The following is an 18,056-nucleotide window of genomic DNA, read 5'->3' as shown; positions in this document are numbered from 1 at the left end:
CCCCCATGCGGGGCGGTTTTGGCTGCTGTGTCGCCTGCCCCTATGAGCTGATAAATCAGGCTTCCCACGTTCGGAAGGGAATGCACCTGGTCGAGCGTAGCGAAAACCAAGTGCATGGGGTTTCCGCTAGCACTCATGGTAGAAAATGCCCTTTCCAGCCCTTCCTACCGATTACCTTTAGCGCGATTGTGAGTTTTGCAAAGCATCTCGCAATTTTTTAGAGAAGTTGCACCGCCTTTGCTCCAAGCGGAGACATGATCGGCTTCCATATCCTTCATCGCCCATATCTTACTTTTGTTGGCGTCATGGCCTATCGCACAATGCGGGCAGTTCGATGTGCCCTTTGCCTTTGCAGCCTTGGTCTGTTGTTCATAAACAGAGCGTTTTGTGGCTTCGTCAAAAACCCGAATATCCAAAATCTTAGAGTCCTGCGACCCGCCCAGAACATATTCAAACGCCCCACGCCTGTTTTTAACAAATGGGTCTCCGTACAAGCGCTTGACCTCGGCAGAAACTGCGGCTGGATCGTAGGATGTTTTGTGGTGGCTTTCGTACAGCCTCCCCCACTCTAGTCCCTGCATCTCCTTCTCAACGTCGAAAAAGACGCTTGAAACCCAGTCGATTACGCTATCGAAATAGTTCTTTAGTTCGGTGATGTTGTTGTCTGTGCGATGGGCGCTCATGTAAGTGCCAATATCACCCTTGCTTACCCAATCCAAAGCACGCTCAAGGTAGTCCTGCCGGTTGGCACTCCCCTTGATATAAGCCGACCATTTTTGAATATTTGAATTCTGGCTGTTGCTGAACTCAGCTTTTGCAAGCGTCACAAACGGGCCGGAATAGATCGCATTTAACAGCTCTTGAGGTTTCAACGGAACACCTGCGATGTTGATCGTCTCAAACCACTGTTTGATTTCGGTCTCCGTGCCTTCGCAAACATAGATCAGCATTTTTGAATCGAGTATCCTTGCCTGCTGATCCTTCGGAAGACTGTCAAAGAGCTTGGGGTTCCCGCCATCCATGATAGCGAATTTATTGGTGACAAACCGTCCAATGCTGGTGATGCGTTGTTGACCGTCTAGAACCTCGAACTTTTCGTCGCCCACTTTGTTGAAGTAAAGCAACCCAAGCGGGTACCCCTTGAGCAGTGAATCGATTACGGCCTGTTCTCTTTTGCCGTTGTTTTCGGCGTAGATGTAGTTTCGTTGGTATTCAGGCTGAATAGTGAGCTTTCCGGCCAAACCAAATAGCCCTTTACCTTCAAGTTGATTATATACAAAGCCTTCGCAAAGCTTGGCGACGGTTACATTCGTTTCAAGGGTCGTTTTCAATTTATCTTGCCTGCAATGACTAGGTTTCGATGACGAATAAATATTCGCTTATATTGCTGAACGTAGAACTCTCCGTTTACTACGTAGTAGGTTTTACTAGGCGGAGGGCAAGCTAGTTTTATCGCAGCTCCATCATTGAGTTTGCTGACATTAGATTGCCTTCCGGACGAGTCTATTTGTACCTGAGTGGGATAGACTTTTGTGCGCAACTCTACAGTTTTCTCATACCCTAAAATTTCAAATTGATCTGGGTTGAATTTATCGAGAAATGTAACCGGTACTCCCATCATTCCATCGTAATCACTTGGAATTTCTTTGTAAGTCCCAACTTCTATGGCATCAAAATTGTCATACCTATCATAGGACACTTTTCCCGACAGGTTTCTGCTGAACTTTAGGTTATCTGCCATCGTCATTAAACTTAATGGCTGATGCCTCCTGCCATGATCCAAGTTTGTATACCAACATGACGTAGATACGCGCCCGATCTTCTTTCCCGTTTTTTCATCTATGTGATGATATTTTTCCCAACTATCAGGAAGTTCAAAAAACATGCCGACATTGAAATTTGTACACCCAAGCCACAACTGATTAGCCTGAACGAGCGGGAAAATTCCTTGGTAGGTAATTGCGTTTGTATTTCCAATGACCAAGAATTTCTTTTCGTTCTCAGTCAACAAGGCAATGAATTCGTGGAAAAGGGAAAACGGTGGATTGGTGACTACAATGTCTGCTTGCCTAAGAAGCTGAACACATTCCTCGCTGCGAAAATCTCCGCCTCCTTCAAGCGGCCTATGAGAATGTGGATTTCTTTCAAGGAACAGCTGTACATCTTGGATACCAACAGCGCCATCTCCATCGAGGTCGGTTACCTCTTCGATCTCGACACAAACAGCCTTAGGTTTTTCACGCTGATCGTTTCCTGCGGTATACTCGTCAAATGTGATTTGGCCACCGGCAATGGACGACCCATCATAGCTGGTCGTGATAAGCCTGCGCAGACCTAGTCGGTTAAAATTCGCAGCGAAATATTTGAAAAAATTGCTCTCGAAAGGATCGTCGCAGTTACAATAGACAACCTTGTCGCGAAATGTATCAGGATCAAACTCAAGGTATGCCTCTACTTCTTTCTGTATATCAACATATTGAGTGTAGAACTCGTCTTTCTTGGCTTCCCTTGCGGCTGTCAAACCAAGATTCATCGAATTTCCTTCTGTCGCCGCCATAATCCAAACTTCCTAACTTCTAGCCTGTCGTAAGTTGCCAAATCAGCCATAACAATGCGTTGTGGTGTTACGCGTCCTGCAAGAGCTTAGAACATTCCTCGACAACATATTCTGGCACGCTTTCAAACTTGTGGGGGTTGAGCTGCATCACATACTCATTTTCGATGTGGTACGATTCATTGATAAATTTCGAAATGATGTCGTCCTGATGCTGGCCTTTGATGATCCTAAACAGTTGGATTTTTTCGTATCCAACATCAGTTCCAAGGAACTTCGCCTTCATCACTTTAGCATCCCCAATCTGCTGTACCAATGCGTCGTAGTCGAATGATGGTATCAGTGTTTTGATTTCAGTCTCGGCGGCGGCTTTCTCCTGAGTTGTCATGTCACGGTTTTCAGCTTTGAGGTTTGGAACCGCACGCCCATGGAGCAAGCTGGCTAGGAGATTGTACTCCAAGCCTACATTGTCCAATATTTCATAGTGCCTACGAAGGTAGATAGCTTTGATCACGTCATCAATGTTCTCAGAAAGAACATCCTTACAGATTTTCGCGAACGTTCGAATATCACCGCTCGTGATGAACGTTTCCTTGACCTTGCCTTGCCGACAAGAGAGAAAAGTTGCTGATGGCTTCGGGTCTTGGAACTTGTGAGCCATGCTTTTGACGACGTCGATAGCTGGCTCAATGTCGTGAGTAAGCATCAAGGTGGTACGATCTCGAAGACTGCCTTTCCCCCTGAACAGCTGGTGTAGGATCGCAAATTTCTTGTTCTTGTCGAAGGATGAGATCGGATCGTCTAGAATGACGATGTCGGGGTCTTCGCTAATCACCTGATGCATGAAGAGTACCAAAGCGAAAGCGTTTTTCTCGCCGTAGCTAAGATGTGCCGAGGCAGAGTCGACGAATTCTGATAGGTCTTCGTGAATCAATTTCATCTTGTAAGAATCTGGTTCGGATATGATCTTCACGGAGTATTTGTAGCCCGCAGACTTCAAGAACCCATTGATGCTATCTTGGTTTTCTTCAATGGTTTTTTTGATCTTCGCTTTGTGCTTATTGATCTGACCTTTGAGGTTTCCGACTTGCTCGATCAACTTATCCAACTGGGTATTTATCGGGTCGATGACAGCCCGTGTTTGTTCGGAGTCGAGCTTATCAATCATACCAAGATCAATTTTAAGAAGGGGCATTTTCTTGTCGATCTCATCCACGTCGCGCAGCGAAAAGAAGGAAATTGTTCTCAGCCCATCTAGCTGCTGGATCAGCGCTTCTATGCTATTCTTGAGATCGCTCAGGAAAGTCTTTTGCGGCGCGGTCAGCTCCGTTTTTGATTTTGTGACCTTGTCTAAGTTTTCTTGGCAACCATCACTGAAGTACTTACCCAACCGTTCAATGACTTCCTTCAGATTGTTGAGGTGATTGATGGCCGTCGCATCGTATTCCTTGGCGACCGCCAGTGCCGTTTCCTTTTGCTCAGGTTCGGGTAGGGCAGTTGCGCAATAGGGGCAGGTATCCCCTAACTCTAGAAATTCTTTGCCTTTTATTTGCCAACCTATCCATTTTGATGGGTTAGCACTTTTCACGAACATTTCAAACGGCAGCAACTCATCGGGAATATTGTCAATCTTATTTCCCGAACCAAATGCCTTGAGCACTTTGCTTGACTTCGCGATTGAACCATCTTTGTTAGGCTTACCGAAGGCATCTCTCAGGTCTTTGAGATCCTTCGTCGTTTGTTCGATTTCTGGGCGATCTGCAAAGGCCTTTTTGATACCATAGAAGAGCTTTTCAATGTCAGCCATTGCTGTGTCGTACTCAGGCGTCTTGATGAAAATATCAAAGCTGTTTTTGACAACCTCATCCTGCTGAAAAGCAAACAAATTTACGTATGCTTCATCAAAAACAAGCGCTGAACTTATATCTCCAATCCCATCAACTTTTGGCTGCGGTGCGCCGGTTTTCCCACGGCTCTTGAACGGTACAAGTTCTGCCAAAGTACCATCGTCACGGGCTTGGCTAACAATTGCCTTAGCGATAGTGCTTTTCCCAAGCCCATTGGGGCCAAACTTGATATTCAGGCACCCCTTTTCCACGCCAATGTTTGCGGTATCGATACTGTTACAGTTTTCGATCGTAATTTCGTAATCGGCCATGGTTCCCTCAATAATGTTTAGCCTCTACGACAGGTGCATCTACGTACACTACTTTTCCCAAAAACACGCCATACATTATGATGAATAGGAGAATTGCTAGTCCGAGTACTTCAAGTTTTGTCATAGGCAAAGCGTAACCCTGCCGGATTGATGATCGTAAGGAAAAGGTGAAATCTCCCATGTTGTTCATGTGAGTAAGTCACCTTGTTTGTTCTACCCTGTCGGATCGAGTGAAATAGTAAGAGTTGTTCCTGTCGCTTCAGCATAACGTTTAAGCGCATCAACAGAGACATTAATTCCACCTTCCATCTTAGCAATGCGTGACTGTGTAACCTCCATTTTTGCGGCAACTTCAGCTTGTGTCATACCTGCCTGTGATCGGGCGCGAATCAATGCGCCTGCAACCTCAAATTCTGGTGCGAGTGCTTCATACTCAGCTACAAACTCAGGGTCTTTCATCCATTCTTTTTTTAAGTCTTCAAAATCCATTATTTGATCTCCTCAGCTCTCTTTAGAGCTAGTTTGATTTCCTTGCGTGGAGTTTTCTGCGTCTTCTTTTTAAAGACCCTAACGACTACAACACGCTTAGGCTGCGCAATCACATAGAAAGCGCGGGATATACCATCCCTCCCCTTCATGCGAATTTCCCACAAACCTTGCTCAAGATGCTTCACATAAGGTTCTCGGACGTTTTCAAGCCCGTGTTCCTTGATGATTTCAGCAATGCGTGTGAACTTAGCTTGCTGATCCTTTGGCAATGCCTTTAGTTCATCCCGAACGGCTTCATTTAATAGTTCTATTGTCCACATACTTATTCCATATATGTCATATTTTTGCGATTTTTGCAAGGAAAATCGATCTAATTCCTGTGCCTACCCCAGACATTGGGTAGTAAGTCCACCCTACTCTATCGAATTGGCCAGAACCTGTTACAGATCCTCACGCGGATTTCGTATTTTGCGCCTAATGTCGTCAGTATAAAACAAATCATGCATATTCTTGGCAGTGAAAAAATGGGCTTTTTGTTCCTATTTTGTTCTCATGTGTCATGATCTTTCTCAAGTCCCTACCCTGTTTGATTTCAGGGTGGTGTTTAATTTTCCCTGCTTTTCGGAGCCGCTTTCGCTTGAGTGTCGTTCACCTGTCCATGGTTCTGCCGGAATACCCCCTTGCGGGGTTGTAGGCATGGTTCTGGATGGGTGATCGTAAACGTCGAAAGGGGCGGATAGCTGGTGAAAATCTTTCCTGCTTTTTGGTGAGCTTGAGCGAACCAATAACTGAATGAGTATTTGCCGGCGAACTTGTTCGCTTATAGGCAAATTCCGTTGATGTCGTTGCTACGCGACGGCCATTTAGGCCGAGCTTGCGAGGCCATGTATCAATATAAGATATTATCTCTGTAAGAGATTCATATAAGCGGAAAAGACCAAGGGCGAATAAGTCATATAAAACAAAAAATTAGAGAATTTTATCGCTAAAATTTCTCACACTTTAACACACTTTTCTCACACTTTAACACGGTTTTAGGGTTTAAAGCCTTGGAATCCGGTCAGTGCATTTCTCACACTTTAACACAGTAGCTGAGTGATGTTTGCAGGCACTGGCGGTGCTGACTTTTCCAAGATCAGCATGTCGCCTTTAACTTCGATCCTGAAATCAGGATAGACAGCGGCGATACCTTTCAAATCACCCTTCAGGCGATTTTTGAAATGATCTTTGTTCTCGATGTCTGGTGCGAAAATCGGTTGCAGATGTTCAAGCTTGATTTTGACCTCCTTGCCGCGTCCGATAAGCGGTGTGCGGTATGACAGCCAGCAATATAAATCCATGCGGCGCGGGCTTCTCTGAAGCTTGACGAGATGTCCCATATCGACGGGAACCCGCCGCTCTGAAACGGCATCAAAAAACCGTTGATCAAGGATCATCTCTGGCCGCCAGAAAGATTGTTGGTTAGCATCGCGCTCAATCCAGAATGACAGCTCCTCGGCAATGCTTGCCTTTGTTGTCGTCACGCCCTGCTCGTTCCAGCCACCAATCACAAAATTGGCTGCGGCCACGTTTTGAACTTCGCGGGTCAATGCCTTGCCATTTGGCCCCGTGATAGGAACATTGATTTTGTCCATGAAGTTACGCAGTGATCGTCCCATATCGATCTCGCGAGTATTTCTCTGAACGGCAAAGCCAATGATGTAAGGAATGATCAGACGCGCTTTTGCGCCGGAAGGCAATGCGCAATCCGTGAACATGCCAACATTCTCACGATCAGCCATAATGCCTGCCTGCACCATAAGTGCAGCTTTGCCGTGATTGACCTGCCAGCTCCGCCGCTCGATGGGCTGCTCCTTCTGTGGCAAGAAGCATTGCATCATCACGCCGTGATAATAGCCGATATCACGGCCTAGAAGTGCCTCCTGCGTCTCCTGTGGAACAGGACGATCGGTCAAGGTCATATCCGCGGCCATTTCGGCCACCTCGTATGATTGACCCGCTAAACGCGCCCGCGCTGACGCTTCCATAGCATCAGTTACGAACTTCATATTCTTGGCTTTGACAAGTGAATAGAAAAGCTTGCCAGATGTCCCGCGCTTATCTTCTGCAATGGCCTTCTCGGCCAGTGAGAAGAAATCCAGCACCCTGCCCGCTTCATTCGGCCAGAACCCTCGCCGAACGGCCTCGCAGTAAAGAAGCTTCAACTTCTCATTACTGGCAAGATCTGCTCCCGTGATGTTATCGAAGTCAGCGATTGATTGTTGTTGTTTCTTCATTTGTGATCAGTCTAAATTCACGTTTAATCAACCCCATGAAAATTATGGGTTTCCCAGAAACTATCCTGTGGATCGTTTATTTTCTCCTGCAACGCATCAAGGGCGTATTGCAGGGTTTGACCATTCACCCATGATCGCTCACTAGCCAGCTTTTCGAGCGTGGCCTTTTCTTCAGTTCGGCCTTTAACAGTGATCGCAACATTGCGCCCTGTGCGAAAGTTGTCTGATCGCTTAAAGTTTTTCTTTCTGCTGCGCCGCCGTGTTGTGAACCCCTGCTCTTCTGCGACTGCATCGGCTGCTTTAACAACGCTGCTTTGCTTTGGGGAAGGTTTAGCTTCGTCAGCTTTAGGGACAGGTGCAAAGCTCGCTGCAAGAGCATCGCCCTCACCGTCATCTGCAAACGGGTCATTGAGTGTCTTGGTATCCATCTATGCCGCCTCCTGCTTTGATTTGGACGGACTCCCCTGCCCTTCTCGCTGTTGCTTCAGAATGTCGAGCACCTGAAACGACCAAACTTTAGCATTGAAGTAAGCCTTGCTCGGATCGTTGACCTGTTTCGGGTCAAGATCAAAGAGCAAAGTGGCATAGCCAAACAAAGCAGCGAATGCGTCGCGCTCCATGATTTGGCTATCAAACACCTCAATGCCGTTCTTCTTCATATTGGCAATCGCCTGCGTGACGGTGCGGGATTGTCCAACAACCTTTTGGCGGGTCATAAGAACGCGGACAGGGACTTCCTTGCCTGCCTGCTTCCCTGCCGCACGGACAAACTTAATTGCCTTTGCCGCGTGTTTCTGGTCGAGCGGCGTGCCTGTCGATGTAACGACAACCAAGTCAGACATAGCCGCTGCGCGTGCTGCTGTCTTGTTGGCACTGCCTTCAGTATCAACAATAACAAATGCGCTACGTCCGGACGCTTCGGCTATTTCATGAGGTATGCGCTCTGGATCATCCGCAGTCACAAACTCGAATTTCTCATTGGTTCCCCCGTCCTTTTTCCACTCTTCAAATGGTTGATTGGGGTCGCAATCGACAACGGTTACGGAGTTTGAGCGGGAGAGAATTTCAGCGAGAATGAAAGCTGAGGTGGTCTTTCCAGTCCCGCCCTTCGTTTGAAAGAAGGTGATAACTGGCACGGTCTGATATCCTTTGATCTAAAATTGATGCGGGATTGCATCGGAATATTAGAATCACATTATCAGATTCGGCCCAAACGGTAAACCGTTTACTTAATAAGCTTACGGTTTACCATTATTGTTTACCGTTTACCATTATAGTAAACTGCATACCTATATCAAATATCATAATCCTCGATTGGATCTTCACCGCGCCTTTGCCGCTGCTGGCCTTCGCGCTCTAAGTGCTGTTCGGCTTCACGTTTGATAGCATCCATATCCTTTGGCTGGATCTGTTCGCTGCGGCCTTTGCTTTCGCCCTTGGCCGGATCTTGACGGCGTTCCGCCTCTTGCCTGCGTTGCTCGCCATGAGATCGGCGATCCCGAAAATCGGGTCCGCGGTCGCGACGGGTTTTCTCACGCTCTTGTCGGATCTCCTGAAGGTTTGGTTTCTTGGGCGGGGTAGGGGGCTTATCTTGCTGTTCCTTTGCCAAATTAGCCGCCTGTGATGCCTTAACACCTTTTCCGGCCTTCATATCCCATCCTTCATCCTCACGGCGCTTCTCGGCCTTCTGTAGCCCCCTCTCAAGAGCGCGAGCTTTCTTCATCTCTTCAGCCGCGCGGATCTGGCGTTGCGATTCCTGCTGCTGGCTGTGAGATTGCCGCTTTGCATCTTCCTCGGCTTTGATGCGCGCGCGTTCAGACTCGATCTGCTCAAGTTCCTTTTTGTCTTTGCGTGTGGTGAGTGTAATGTCGCGTATGAACTTGCGCCAGCCGCGCACATCAAGGCGGCTCGAAACTTGTTCATGCTTGCGGGAGATGCCTTCTTTCGTCTGTCCGATTTCCGCATCGAGCGAAGCTTCGAACGCCTGCATGTCCTGCTCAAGCTGGCTCTCAAATTGCCGCTGCCGCTCTTCCTGATCAAATTTGAGCTGGCCGCGCTTCTGCTCCTGCCAAGCCGCCATTTTGCGTTTCTCAAAAGCGATCTTGGCATCAAGTACGTTTCCGGCTTGGGTGATGTCATTCAGCAAACCGTTACGGGCTTCAATGGCGCGGTTCTCATTGCCACGATGTGAGGATCTACCATCACGCTCGATCTCGGTGGCAATCGGCCCCATGTGCTTTTGAGGTTCACGCATGATGCCCTGATCCTCAAGGCTGCGATGATCAACGCGCTCTGAGGAGCCAATGCGCTCAAGCTCGCGGTTCTGGTGATCCGCCCAAGCTTCGCGCCATTGCTCCAACAATTCGGGATTGTTCCAATCGCGGTTCTTGGTCTTTGCCCAATCACCGCCGACGAACTCCCGCATTGTAAGCATGACATGCGCATGAAAATTGCGCTCGTCTGCTGCTGGATCGGAAGAGGGGGCGTGAATGGCGATGTCGGCAACCATGCCGGAATCGACAAACTGCTCTTCGACAAATCGCCGGACAAGATTTGCTTGCTGCTCTTGCGTTAGCTCGTGCGGCAAGCTGAGCTGGATCTCGCGGGATAGCTGCGCGTCCTTGCGACGCTCTGCGGCTTCCACAGCATTCCAAAGCTGGGCGCGATCCTGCATCCAGTCCGGTGTGTCAGCAGGCGTAAGGATCTCCGTGTGCAGAACGCCGCGTTTCGCGGTGTAATCGTGGACGATGCCCGTGCGCTCGTCCTCGATGCGGATCCCTGCACGGTAGGCCGCTGCCGCCGTTGCGGATCGTCCTGCACCTCGGCTGATCACATTCGCGCTGAGCCTATACTGCGCCATGGAAACCTCCGGCGCATCGGATCAAAGGACGCTCCTTTGCATTGCTCAAACTGATGTCAGGTTGGCCATGGGGTTTAGTCCAGATGGGGAGAGGGAAGTCTCCCCAAATTCTGGTCAGGTTTCCAAAGGGCTCGAAGGCTCTTAGGTCGCATCCAAAAGCGAAATTTTGGTCTAGGGTATCGGGAAATGAAATTCCTGATCGGCATTCAAACCGCGTAGGGTTGATCAGGGGATTAGAAAGGGGCAGAACGCATCCTTCTCGCACACATTGGCGCAGCCAATGTATAAGTGCGCACTTCGCGACACTACCAAACTTATGTCTGGCTCTATCTATCCTATCTAAAACACGATTTGTCATATTTGTATTGTGGCACATTTTTTGTCATAATATCAAGAAAAGGATATTTATGGCACGACTAACCGATGAACAGCAGCTCACACGGCTGGAAGAAACTGAAGGCAAACTCAAAGCACGAAAGAAAGCGGTGCAAGCTCGCCTGCGATCTAAAGAGCGCAAAGCCGATGCTCGCCGCAAAATCATCATCGGCGCAATCGCTCTCGAACATACTAAGTATGATAAGGAATGGGGTGATTGGCTTTGGCAGATCCTCAACAATGAGGTGAAACGGCCTGCTGATCGCGAATTACTCGGCCTGCCGCCGCTGAAATAACATCCACTTCAAGGTTCATATATCCTCGCCATGATCGTATCCTTTGTGTTGCGCTATGGACTGCTTTTGTAAATGTTCTTCGGCCTCACGCCTGATTTCATCTATGTCTAATTCCAGCTTCTTAGTCTGCGGCGCTTCCTGCCTGAAATCCTGCGTATTACCACTAAGCCAATCTACAAGAACATTGTATCTGACGTTACCCGTCTCATAAGCATCGTTCAAAAACTCCCATACCTCATCAGCATCGGCGGTGATGGTCACATCATTTAATGCCAAAAATCGGTATGTTGAGGAAAATGCGGTGCGCTTGTTGCCATCCACAAATACATGGTTCTGCGATAAACTCTCCCAAAGCGCCGCTGCTTCTTGCTGAATATCGGAATAATAACCGGATTGCGGACGGGCTATCGCAGAATCCAACTGGTTGGAATCTCGTAGCCCATCCGCGCCACCGTATCGCTCTATCTGCTCGGAATGAATTTCTAGGACATCTTCTCGAGTAAGATAGTCCCGTTTCATCTCGCTAGCTTTTCATAGAGCGATCCGAAGCGTTCATGATCGTCCTGAGCAATCTGAGCAAGCTTTTGTTCTCTGCTCAGGCCACCTTTCAAAGCCTCATATTCATCAATATCGATCAATACGCGAGAAGGGCGGTTGTGTTTTGTGATCACAACAGGGGCCTTCGCAGCATCGTCAAGATATTGTCCTGCGCGTGCGCGGAACTCTGTAGATGTGACAGTTTTCATCGCAGCCTCCTTCTTCTAGCTGTTTTGTTTATAATAGCAAAAACAGCGGTTCCTTGAAAGAAAAAAGAGATGGGCGCTTCAAGCTCACCAGCAAAGCAAGCAAGATGCCCACTTCACCTCCTCCGTTTTCAGTTGCCCCTGTTTGGGTGAGGGCAACATGAAAGCGGCTCCGGCGAAGCAGGTATCTTTCAAGGCCAGCTATACCCCAAGAGGTTAGGGGCGTAGTCCCTGTTCTTCCTCCTGCTCACGTTCTGCAAGATGCTGCTCGGCATTCTGCCTGATTACATCCATATCCTCACCATTGCTTCGCTTCTGCCCTTGCGGCTCTCCATGCTCAAGTTCATGTTGACGGGCGATTATATCCGGTATCATGGCGTTGAGCTTCAACAGGTCATTACCACTGAAATTATTGGTACGCTTCCACTGGTTGGCCTCCTCGTCCTTATAGACTTTGGAGATAGATGTATTCACCCAGCTCTTATCCTCTGAGGTGTTTTCAAAGAACGCGGCTTCCACGGGAAACCTTTTAATTTTGTCGATTGGCTTTGTCATGAAATTTCTCCTTGTCTGTTAAATCAATTGGCTTGGAAATATTGGAGCTGGCGGACTGAGCCGGATATTTGACCCGTCACGCCGCCTTCTCCGACCGCGAGCGTGTCGAGCGCACCGAAGGCACTGTCCTTGCGCTTGAGGCCGCAACACACGCATTCAAAGTCGTATTTCTTGGGGGTGGTCTCGGTGAAAGAGGCGGCGCAGTTTATGGTGCTGCAATTGCCGCAACGAACATAAAACGCTTCCTTGTTCTCGGCCTGACACCATGGACAAACAAAGCTCTCATCAATCAAAAGCTCTGCCGCAAGGGCGGCAACATCCTCGCAAGTGTCTACCGGATTTTCATGCGGCATGACACGCTCTAGGCGTTGCTGCACATAAAGGCCCGATTCGTTCCGTTTATAGATACCCCGGAAAGGAAGGCCCATTGCACCACATGTGAACGGTATCTGGATGATATCGTTCTCCGGCGCTTTGAAGTTGGCACGTGTTTTATCGTCTAAAGACATATCTTGTCCTCCTGTTTGACGTTGGTTTTTCGGGAACTCACGCAGCTCTGGTAAAAGAGCTGAAAGATCTGTGTGCGCTCATCCACAGTGAGGCGTGGGTCACCTGCATCGGCATGAATGAGCTTCAAAATTTGAGTAGAAAGAGCGTCCGCATTCGGCTCGCCGTCAAAGCACGGGTGCAGGATTTCCCACGCTTTCAATGAAAGGGCTTCATCAACCCAGTCACCGCGACAGGTGAATCCACCTTCTTTCGGAAAGCAGTCCTGAAACAGGGCGTAGAGACGCGTGACACGCTTATCTTCAAACTTGCGGGGGATGATGGGGCGAGGTTTGTCTCGCAGCTTCTCCCGGCGCTCATGTTCGCGCTTCTGAGTTTCTTCCTGACGTTTGCGCTCGGCTTCTAATCGGCGTTGGTGTTCGCGCTCCTGCGCGGCCAACAGCTCTTCAAGACGCTTGCGCTCGAACTCGTCACGAATGGCCTTTTGGGTCTCATTCCATGCCTGAGATATCTCCGCCTTGTGCTTTGCGGGGTGCTTGGGCGCAGACCGTTTATCCTGCGCTGCAAGCTCACTCTGAAGGGTTTCAATGGAGTTTCGCATCACTTTGCTCCTCCCAATGTCTCAACAGCCGCAAGGATCATCTCAGGCGGGAAATTGTCATTCATGCACTTCGCCCGTGCGGCAACCTCCTTCGATGAAAACGGCTCCGTCAGGCCAAAGAGGGCGAGCGCATCTTCCCGTGTAAAGACATACTGAGGTTGGGGATCTGGCAGCTCTTCAGGCTCTGAGGGAATGTCATACTCACCCTCGTTTACCTGTTCGGCCTCGATGGTGAGCACGGGCTTGGTGTAGCTTTCATAAATCGAGCGAAACCAAGCACGGGCGGGTGTTTCACCGTGGTCTCTATCGGGATAATGCAGCCATACGGGCAGCTCAGAATATCCCGGAGCCTGTTTTACAAGGGCGGCGCGGCCTCCAGCTCGGTGCACAAGAATGTGCTTGCGTTTTGGAGATAAAACGCGGCGGAGCTGGTCGTTTGTGAAAACTGGCCGGGTGTAGGTGTAGAGTTTCCAAAGAAAACCCAATTTGCGTTTTGTCCGGGTTTCCTCACCAAGAGCAAGGTTCTGGATCATACCGCGGGTTTTGGTGTCATTGGTTGCAACAAACTGCACATGCGAGCTGGACGCTATGAGGCTGTTTGCTGGTTTCTCGCCAAGGGCTTTTTCTAGCCCGTGTATGTCTTGGGTGATGGCTGTGAATGAACAGCCATAACCGCGTAAAAGGGGGGCAACAGCGTCAATCCCGTCTATCGATCCGCCAAAGCTTTGCAGCTCTTCAATGACGAGCCGCGCTTTAGGGGAATGGTCTCCGGGGATGGCTTCAAACATGAAGAACATCATCGCGAACCACTGCGCCAGATACGGCTTAAATGTAGTGGTCGCTAATCCCACCGGGATAACAAAGCTTATGATCAAGCCTTCATCGTTTCCCGGCACGATGCCCGCATTCGGCTTCAGATCTGAAATGAAGGCGTCATTGCCATCTGAAACCGCCTGAATCTGCTCATGGCTCCAAAACTCAGTTCTGGTGCGTGTTGTCATCAGAACATTGCTGCGGGTCTTTTCGTCAGCATCAATCATGGCGATGCCTGCTTCAGCGACATAGCCATTGAGATGCTTGCTTCGCGCCATGCCGAACCAAAGCATCAACATGCGTTTCTTGGGGTCTGTGTCGGTCTCGTCGCCCAAACCATGGGTGAGGAGCCGCCTAGCATCCAAGACTGTTGCCTCTGTATCCAGTGACATGGCGTAGGCCATGACACGCGTCCAAAGCTGGCGGGGGGTTAGAACAAAGAACTTATTGGGTGAACCATCTTCAGGGAAAATCGCGGCTGCGAACTTATCAAGCAGGATAGTATCAAAGCACCCGTCCATACGTCTGTTCAGCTCGCGGATATTGGCAAACAATTCCAGCTTTCCTGAAGCTCGGGGAAGGGTGCTCAAAGGATCAATCACCACAAGCTTGTGGCCTTGATCGGCAAGCGCATAGAGGATGTTATGAGTGTGCTGGCCTTTGGGGTCGTAGATCGCGGCTGTGGCCGTTGATGACATCAAACCAAGCTGCGTGGCTTCTGTCACCGACTTGCCGGAAGCGGCGGGGCCGATGATGACTTTGTGTGTCTCTATCGGCTCCCCTGTCAGATCCGGGCAGGGAAGGCCGAGGGGCAAACGCACTCGCCCCATAAGGCTGTCACCTTCTTTGAATTGCATACAAAGCTGAGTGCGTGTTTTGAGAAGACCAGCATTAGGTTCGCCAAGCCCGAAATGCTCTTCGCACCATTCTTTATAGGCGATGAAACAGCGCCACAAAGGGCGCCAGAAAAATAGGCGAGGGATCTTCTCGTTCCATCTTGGATCCCACGCTCCGAATTTCTTTGCGGTGGCAATAACAGACCATCTGGTGACGGTTAGCGCGACTTTGCCAATCATCACCGTTGAGACAACTGGAACGGCCACATCTACAATCTGACTAACAATCTGAGTCATGATAATTCTCCACTGAAGGCTTGCACGACAAGGCCGCAAACAAACGATTTCAAGGAGAATTGTTCACATAATCAGTGCTTTATGGTAGTGAGCAAAACGATAGCGAAATTAGCAAAACGATAGCATTTCAGCCCGAAGGCAGGTTATTTTGATTGAAGACGAAGACAAAATCGAAAAACAAATCATAGCGGGCTATATCGACATGCGCAGGCTTGAATTGCGATTGTCTGACCGTGATCTTGCGCACAAATCTGGTGTGGCTATCACAACCATGAATCGCCTGCGTGACCCTAAAGACAAGAGTGGTTTTCAACGCAAAACAATACGAGCGCTGCTAGAAGCACTCGATGGAAATCTCACTGATTTTGAAACATATAGAGCACAAATTTTGGATGAGGCTGCTGGTAGTGAGCAAGCTAAGTTTGCTCCAAATACCAAGGATGAACCGAACGCTCTAAGTGGATGGTATCGAGCCGATATGGCGCGATTTTGTAAAGATGGTATCGAAAAGCCGTTTCTTGTAACCCGCTTTGTCAATTTCGAAAAACGACAGATGTTTAGTGATCTAGTGCGTCTTGTGGGAGATGACGTACCAGATGCTGCAAAGCGAGTGCCTGAGTCCAAAGAAATATTAAAACTGGTTCATGGTAACATGCTCAGCCAAAGTGATGATGATGCGCTGCCTTTTATAGATATTGGAGCCGCTGACTACGCTGAAGCAATAAAGTTATCTTACGCCATAGGTGCTCAGGATTACAAAGCTGCATGTCCGCATTGTGGTTCCACAGCCGCCTTCACTTGTTACAACTGCAAAACAGCAATGTGTTTCGACCGAAGCGGAGATTATGATCCGGTATGCGTAAACTGTGGCATGCAGCACCGCAGAGCAGAAATGTTCGAAACAAATGAATATAAAAGGTGAGAATTACATGTGGCGTTCAGGCTGATGTTCTGATGCAATATTGTTGAACGGCGAAACATGCCCGGTCTGTGCATCAAAAAACTGTGATAGATTTTCAGCATGTGGAGTTAAAGGTAAAGCCATAGTTGCTCCAATGACTCTCGCTGCAACGCTCTCCGGTTTATCGGTCTCAGGATCAAACCGAATGATATAGTCTGATTTGTTGCCGATAGACACGTCCACATGTCCGTCTGCGAAAACTATTACAGATGTCTGCCAAATTTGGTCACCTTCATCGACTGAATAAAGCTCAGCTGATCCATGGCCTTGATGTAATCTAGAGTCTCCATGCCCCGCTCTCGCGCCATTAGCAAAGGGAGAAACAGAAAAATCATGAAAGACTGTGTTGATACCTTCAACAACTTGTTCTGCAAACTCTATGCGGTGCTTCAAATTTCCTAAAATATCTCTAGTATTCATATAGATAGATAATACCATTTCTATATGACTGATTGCAAACTTAGTCCCACATCCTTGCGGCTATTTCCTGTTCTTCTTGGCCTATGGCTGTTGCGTAGATCGCGGTTACTTTCATGTCAGCATGTCCCATCCACTTTTGAAGCATATGAAGCTGTATGCCCTTTGCTGTCGCATTGATTCCGTATCCGTGGCGCAATCCCTTCGGGCAACGATGCTTACCTTCAGCAATACCCGCCTCTTTCATAACAGCTTTTACGATCTGTCCCACGCGCTGCCGCGTCAAATCCCAGATAGGTGTACTCATCCGTTTATAGGACTTCTGAGCCTCACGGATGCCATGCGCTGTATTGAGTGTGTCTAAATACTCTGGTGGAACTGGAACAGCTCTAAAGACGGTCTTCTGGTATCCAGAACTGTCTTTTCGCTTCTTAAGCGTCCTGAGTGTCACTGTGCCGCCTGAGAGATCTACACGAGCTGGTGTGATCTCAATCAGTTCTGATGGCCTACATCCTGTAAAATGCAGGGTTTCGCACAATGTGCGGTCACGGGCTGGTCTACGCTTTGCAGCGGCCAAGAACGCGGCACGCTCTTCAGCGTTTAGATACAGTCGGTTTCCATCAGTGTCGTATAGTCTCATTTCACTCATGTTTTCCACTTTACATCAATAGTGGAAAGTAGTGAATCCCAAAAATTCTAAGGTATCGTTTTCGTTCACATTGAAATCCAGAAAAGCCGGCATCGATCAGAGCAAAAAAGTTAGGCCAGCTGCGCATGTTGTTTTCCACTATTACCAATAGTGTTACATAACCCTTCTGGGCGTTCTAGATCAACTTCGCTTTTGCAGTCTTGATACGACCATTATGTAGAACCTTGAGTGAGTACCGCGAGCGTGAACAACAGGAATTGTTCTGGTTCCCTCGGTGCTGTTGGCAACATATCCATGGTCACCCTGCGACACTGTTCAACGGAGCAGTTGAGAAAGGGACTTTCTTTTCTTCTGAACAGCCATTCAGCCCGTTTTTTACAGGAAAAATCGATAGAATGATGCCATCCATAGTCCCAAACTTCCATAGTGTGCTGGATAAGAAGCCGCCAACAGTCGGCCATTTCCTTGCGCCATAGCTCCATCTGCTCTTGGCGATCAGAACCCTCTACAAACTCAACATCTCGGAAATGGTAACGGTCGTTGTCAAAACTAGCTTGCAGCTCTGAGATTATCTTTTCTGAGTCTATTGCATCTTCGGAAACATCATTCATCCCAAGATGATAACACAGTGGAATAGTACAAAAAATGAAAACAAACGCTTGAAGTCAC

General features: G+C 48.5%; 20 protein-coding genes. 2 read left to right on the top strand and 18 right to left on the bottom strand.

Annotated features, from left to right (window positions below):
* Positions 1-164 precede the first annotated feature (164 nt).
* From SU32_RS16560 to mobQ, 9 genes are all read right to left on the bottom strand, one after another.
* A complete protein-coding gene (locus tag SU32_RS16560) occupies positions 165-1,331 on the bottom strand; it encodes a GmrSD restriction endonuclease domain-containing protein (protein ID WP_054000496.1) in 1,167 nt (388 codons plus the stop codon).
* Complete coding sequence (locus SU32_RS16555) at positions 1,328-2,557, bottom strand: adenine-specific methyltransferase EcoRI family protein (RefSeq protein WP_054000495.1); 1,230 nt, start codon at positions 2,555-2,557, stop codon at positions 1,328-1,330. The genes SU32_RS16560 and SU32_RS16555 overlap by 4 nt, the downstream gene beginning before the upstream one ends.
* A 67-nt stretch (positions 2,558-2,624) precedes the next feature.
* Entirely contained in the window at positions 2,625-4,712 is a 2,088-nt protein-coding gene (locus SU32_RS16550; protein WP_054000494.1) for an AAA family ATPase, read from the bottom strand.
* Positions 4,713-4,925: 213 nt separating this feature from the next.
* A complete protein-coding gene (locus tag SU32_RS16545) occupies positions 4,926-5,201 on the bottom strand; it encodes a helix-turn-helix domain-containing protein (protein ID WP_054000493.1) in 276 nt (91 codons plus the stop codon).
* Complete coding sequence (locus SU32_RS16540) at positions 5,201-5,521, bottom strand: type II toxin-antitoxin system RelE/ParE family toxin (RefSeq protein ID WP_054000492.1); 321 nt, start codon at positions 5,519-5,521, stop codon at positions 5,201-5,203. Before SU32_RS16540 ends, SU32_RS16545 begins: the two co-directional genes overlap by 1 nt.
* Before the next feature lie 759 nt (positions 5,522-6,280).
* On the bottom strand, positions 6,281-7,477 hold the full coding sequence (locus SU32_RS16535; protein WP_054000491.1) for a replication protein RepA: 1,197 nt from the start codon (positions 7,475-7,477) through the stop codon (positions 6,281-6,283).
* Between the two features lie 23 nt (positions 7,478-7,500).
* A complete protein-coding gene (locus SU32_RS16530; protein WP_054000490.1) occupies positions 7,501-7,905 on the bottom strand; it encodes a hypothetical protein in 405 nt (134 codons plus the stop codon).
* The gene (locus SU32_RS16525) at positions 7,906-8,613 is read right to left on the bottom strand and encodes a nucleotide-binding protein (protein ID WP_054000489.1); all 708 of its coding nucleotides are present in this window, start codon (positions 8,611-8,613) and stop codon (positions 7,906-7,908) included. It lies immediately after the preceding gene.
* Between the two features lie 158 nt (positions 8,614-8,771).
* Positions 8,772-10,337 (bottom strand): MobQ family relaxase, encoded by a 1,566-nt coding sequence (gene mobQ, locus SU32_RS16520; RefSeq protein WP_054000488.1) that lies wholly within the window; start codon positions 10,335-10,337, stop codon positions 8,772-8,774.
* A gap of 407 nt (positions 10,338-10,744) precedes the next feature.
* Between mobQ and SU32_RS16515 the strand changes: the two genes are divergently transcribed.
* Positions 10,745-11,008, top strand: coding sequence for a hypothetical protein (locus SU32_RS16515; RefSeq protein ID WP_054000487.1), 264 nt, complete (start codon positions 10,745-10,747; stop codon positions 11,006-11,008).
* A 15-nt stretch (positions 11,009-11,023) separates the two neighbouring features.
* On the opposite strand, the gene SU32_RS16510 is transcribed toward SU32_RS16515, so the two are convergent.
* The 6 genes from SU32_RS16510 to SU32_RS16485 form a co-directional block, all read right to left on the bottom strand.
* Positions 11,024-11,527 carry a type II toxin-antitoxin system death-on-curing family toxin gene (locus SU32_RS16510; RefSeq protein WP_082376859.1) on the bottom strand — a complete coding sequence of 168 codons (504 nt, stop codon included), beginning with the start codon at positions 11,525-11,527 and terminating at the stop codon, positions 11,024-11,026.
* Positions 11,524-11,754 (bottom strand): type II toxin-antitoxin system Phd/YefM family antitoxin, encoded by a 231-nt coding sequence (locus SU32_RS16505; RefSeq protein ID WP_054000486.1) that lies wholly within the window; start codon positions 11,752-11,754, stop codon positions 11,524-11,526. Before SU32_RS16505 ends, SU32_RS16510 begins: the two co-directional genes overlap by 4 nt.
* Before the next feature lie 213 nt (positions 11,755-11,967).
* Positions 11,968-12,306, bottom strand: a complete 339-nt coding sequence (locus SU32_RS16500; protein ID WP_054000485.1) for a hypothetical protein — start codon at positions 12,304-12,306, stop codon at positions 11,968-11,970.
* Positions 12,307-12,329: 23 nt separating this feature from the next.
* Complete coding sequence (locus SU32_RS16495; protein ID WP_054000484.1) at positions 12,330-12,815, bottom strand: hypothetical protein; 486 nt, start codon at positions 12,813-12,815, stop codon at positions 12,330-12,332.
* A complete protein-coding gene (locus tag SU32_RS16490) occupies positions 12,806-13,414 on the bottom strand; it encodes a hypothetical protein (protein ID WP_054000483.1) in 609 nt (202 codons plus the stop codon). Before SU32_RS16490 ends, SU32_RS16495 begins: the two co-directional genes overlap by 10 nt.
* On the bottom strand, positions 13,414-15,360 hold the full coding sequence (locus SU32_RS16485) for a type IV secretory system conjugative DNA transfer family protein (protein WP_054000482.1): 1,947 nt from the start codon (positions 15,358-15,360) through the stop codon (positions 13,414-13,416). The genes SU32_RS16490 and SU32_RS16485 overlap by 1 nt, the downstream gene beginning before the upstream one ends.
* Positions 15,361-15,508: 148 nt before the next feature.
* On the opposite strand from SU32_RS16485, the gene SU32_RS16480 reads away from it, so the two are divergent.
* A complete protein-coding gene (locus tag SU32_RS16480; RefSeq protein WP_054000481.1) occupies positions 15,509-16,282 on the top strand; it encodes a hypothetical protein in 774 nt (257 codons plus the stop codon).
* A gap of 3 nt (positions 16,283-16,285) precedes the next feature.
* Here SU32_RS16480 and SU32_RS16475 read toward each other — a convergent pair whose 3' ends face one another.
* The 3 genes from SU32_RS16475 to SU32_RS16465 form a co-directional block, all read right to left on the bottom strand.
* Entirely contained in the window at positions 16,286-16,759 is a 474-nt protein-coding gene (locus SU32_RS16475) for a hypothetical protein (RefSeq protein ID WP_144421187.1), read from the bottom strand.
* Between the two features lie 22 nt (positions 16,760-16,781).
* Positions 16,782-17,387, bottom strand: coding sequence for a tyrosine-type recombinase/integrase (locus tag SU32_RS16470; protein WP_054000479.1), 606 nt, complete (start codon positions 17,385-17,387; stop codon positions 16,782-16,784).
* A gap of 212 nt (positions 17,388-17,599) precedes the next feature.
* A complete protein-coding gene (locus SU32_RS16465; protein WP_054000478.1) occupies positions 17,600-17,998 on the bottom strand; it encodes a hypothetical protein in 399 nt (132 codons plus the stop codon).
* Between the last annotated feature and the right edge of the window lie 58 nt (positions 17,999-18,056).

The sequence above is a fragment of the Ahrensia marina genome, from assembly GCF_001293565.1.
Taxonomy (GTDB): Bacteria; Pseudomonadota; Alphaproteobacteria; order Rhizobiales; family Rhizobiaceae; genus Ahrensia; species Ahrensia marina.
Note: the sequence above shows the minus strand (reverse complement) of the source record. Positions and strands in the feature narration are given on the sequence as shown.

Excerpts from the sequence above, each read along its gene's own strand:
- SU32_RS16555 (WP_054000495.1), bottom strand. The coding sequence starts at position 2,557 with ATGGCGGCGACAGAAGGAAATTCGATGAATCTTGGTTTGACAGCCGCA.
- SU32_RS16550 (WP_054000494.1), bottom strand. The coding sequence starts at position 4,712 with ATGGCCGATTACGAAATTACGATCGAAAACTGTAACAGTATCGATACC.
- SU32_RS16545 (WP_054000493.1), bottom strand. The coding sequence starts at position 5,201 with ATGGATTTTGAAGACTTAAAAAAAGAATGGATGAAAGACCCTGAGTTT.
- SU32_RS16540 (WP_054000492.1), bottom strand. The coding sequence starts at position 5,521 with ATGTGGACAATAGAACTATTAAATGAAGCCGTTCGGGATGAACTAAAG.
- SU32_RS16535 (WP_054000491.1), bottom strand. The coding sequence starts at position 7,477 with ATGAAGAAACAACAACAATCAATCGCTGACTTCGATAACATCACGGGA.
- SU32_RS16530 (WP_054000490.1), bottom strand. The coding sequence starts at position 7,905 with ATGGATACCAAGACACTCAATGACCCGTTTGCAGATGACGGTGAGGGC.
- mobQ (WP_054000488.1), bottom strand. The coding sequence starts at position 10,337 with ATGGCGCAGTATAGGCTCAGCGCGAATGTGATCAGCCGAGGTGCAGGA.
- SU32_RS16515 (WP_054000487.1), top strand. The coding sequence starts at position 10,745 with ATGGCACGACTAACCGATGAACAGCAGCTCACACGGCTGGAAGAAACT.
- SU32_RS16510 (WP_082376859.1), bottom strand. The coding sequence starts at position 11,527 with ATGAAACGGGACTATCTTACTCGAGAAGATGTCCTAGAAATTCATTCC.
- SU32_RS16505 (WP_054000486.1), bottom strand. The coding sequence starts at position 11,754 with ATGAAAACTGTCACATCTACAGAGTTCCGCGCACGCGCAGGACAATAT.
- SU32_RS16500 (WP_054000485.1), bottom strand. The coding sequence starts at position 12,306 with ATGACAAAGCCAATCGACAAAATTAAAAGGTTTCCCGTGGAAGCCGCG.
- SU32_RS16495 (WP_054000484.1), bottom strand. The coding sequence starts at position 12,815 with ATGTCTTTAGACGATAAAACACGTGCCAACTTCAAAGCGCCGGAGAAC.
- SU32_RS16490 (WP_054000483.1), bottom strand. The coding sequence starts at position 13,414 with ATGCGAAACTCCATTGAAACCCTTCAGAGTGAGCTTGCAGCGCAGGAT.
- SU32_RS16485 (WP_054000482.1), bottom strand. The coding sequence starts at position 15,360 with ATGACTCAGATTGTTAGTCAGATTGTAGATGTGGCCGTTCCAGTTGTC.
- SU32_RS16475 (WP_144421187.1), bottom strand. The coding sequence starts at position 16,759 with ATGGTATTATCTATCTATATGAATACTAGAGATATTTTAGGAAATTTG.
- SU32_RS16470 (WP_054000479.1), bottom strand. The coding sequence starts at position 17,387 with ATGAGTGAAATGAGACTATACGACACTGATGGAAACCGACTGTATCTA.
- SU32_RS16465 (WP_054000478.1), bottom strand. The coding sequence starts at position 17,998 with ATGAATGATGTTTCCGAAGATGCAATAGACTCAGAAAAGATAATCTCA.